Below are 271 nucleotides of genomic sequence, written 5' to 3'. Positions count from 1 at the left end.
ATCTTAATTTATCCTGCTTGCCGGTTTCTTCACTCTCTGGCTCTTCATCTCTTCAAAGCTTCAAATCAATCAACTGCAATGGAAGATTGGTAGACCTGTCATCTCCGAAGATCATGGGAATTCTTAACCTTACGCCGGATTCATTTTCTGATGGCGGAAGATTCAATACTGAAAAATCGGCGTTAGAACAAACCCGTAAAATGCTTACGGAAGGAGCGGAAATTGTAGATATTGGCCCGCAATCGACACGTCCGCACGCTGAATTTCTGAG

The 271-nt window shown here is 43.5% G+C and carries 1 protein-coding gene; it reads left to right on the top strand.

The features are described from left to right. Window positions 1–113 precede the first annotated feature (113 nt). Window positions 114–271, top strand: a 158-nt coding sequence (locus ACPYOJ_RS35450) for a dihydropteroate synthase (RefSeq protein WP_481420402.1), incomplete at its 3' end; no start/stop codon positions are given.

Source organism: Rhizobium sp. SVR5-9E (genome assembly GCF_056755095.1).
Note: the sequence above shows the minus strand (reverse complement) of the source record. Positions and strands in the feature narration are given on the sequence as shown.